General features: G+C 71.9%; 2 protein-coding genes. Both read left to right on the forward strand.

What is annotated here, in order from left to right; translation table 11 throughout:
* Positions 1–314, forward strand: a 314-nt coding sequence (locus I0Q12_RS20980) for a kelch repeat-containing protein (protein ID WP_307846385.1), incomplete at its 5' end; no start/stop codon positions are given.
* 34 nt (positions 315–348) lie between these two features.
* Positions 349–1,158, forward strand: coding sequence for a CPBP family intramembrane glutamic endopeptidase (locus I0Q12_RS20985; RefSeq protein ID WP_374068752.1), 810 nt, complete (start codon positions 349–351; stop codon positions 1,156–1,158).
* Positions 1,159–1,374: the final 216 nt, after the last annotated feature.

A 1,374-nucleotide genomic window follows, 5' to 3' on the forward strand; every position in this document is an offset into this window, starting at 1 on the left:
TCGAACGCTACGATCCCGCGACCGACACCTGGACCCGTCTGCCCGACATGCCCACCCCCCGCGGCGGCCTCGGCGCCGCCTACCTCGACGGCCGCATCGTCGCCATCGGCGGCGAAGAACCCACCCGCGTCCTCTCCGAGGTCGAGGCGTACGACATCGCGACCGGCATGTGGACCGAACTCGCCCCGATGGGCACCGCACGGCACGGGCTCGTCGTCGCGACCGTCGGCAACACGATCTATGCGATCGACGGCGCACAGCGGCCGACGCACGCGCAGTCCATCGCGATCGCCGAGGCGCTCGACTTCTGGTGACCGCATCCGGCGCGCGTGCGGCACAATCGCTGCGGTGACGACGACGATCCGCGACTGGCTCTCCCCCGCACCCCGGAACCCGGCGACACCGCTGAACGCCGCGGAGCGCCGCGCGCTGTGGATCGAGATCACGATCGTCCTGCTGGTCACGTTCGGGCTCAGCGGGGTGTCGTCGATCCTGTCGCTGCTCGAATCCGCGCTCGCCCCGGCGCCGTTGTCGGAGCAGACGGTCGCGCTGAACGTGCCGCGGTCGTCGCAGCAGCTCATCGATCTGGCCCGCCAGCTCCTCGGCATCGTGCGGCTGCTGGCGTGGGCGGCGCTGGGCGTCTACCTGTTGTGGCGTAGCGGAATCGGACCGAAGCTCATCGGGTTCGCGCGGCCGCACGTGCGCCGCGACGTGCTGCCCGGTGTCGGGCTGGCCGCGCTGATCGGCATCCCGGGTCTGGGCCTGTATCTCGCGGCGCGCGCGATGGGCCTGAATCTGACGGTCGCGCCGAGCACCCTCGAGGACTACTGGTGGCGGCTGCCGGCGCTGGTGCTGTGGGCGATCGCCAACTCGGCGGCCGAGGAGGTGCTGGTCGTCGCGTATCTGATCACCCGGCTGCGGCAGCTCGGCTGGTCCGAGAACCGGTCCCTGGTCGCGTCGGCGCTGCTGCGCGGTAGCTACCACCTGTATCAAGGGCTCGGCGGCGGTGTCGGGAACTTCGTCATGGGTCTGATCTTCGGCCGGTTCTGGCAGAAGACGTCGCGGCTGTGGCCGCTGGTGATCGCGCACGCGCTGATCGACTCGGTCGCGTTCGTCGGGTATCAGGCGCTGCGCGGGCACGTGTCCTGGCTGCCGTGAGGCAGCCGCGCGGCGCGCAGACAGCAGCGCGCTGCCCGCCACGCGCTGCTGCCTTTCTCGTCGGCGGATCCCCGTGCCCTCGGGTTCCGGCGACCGCGGAACGTACAGTTGACGCGTGAACGGCGACCGTCCCGACCCCAGGTATCGGCCGCGGCCGCCCCAGGGGCCGCCGCTGCGCCGTCCCGCATCCCCACCCCCGCACGCGCAGCCCGGCCC

Source organism: Rhodococcus sp. CX (assembly GCF_015865005.1).
Taxonomy (GTDB): domain Bacteria; phylum Actinomycetota; class Actinomycetes; order Mycobacteriales; family Mycobacteriaceae; genus Rhodococcus.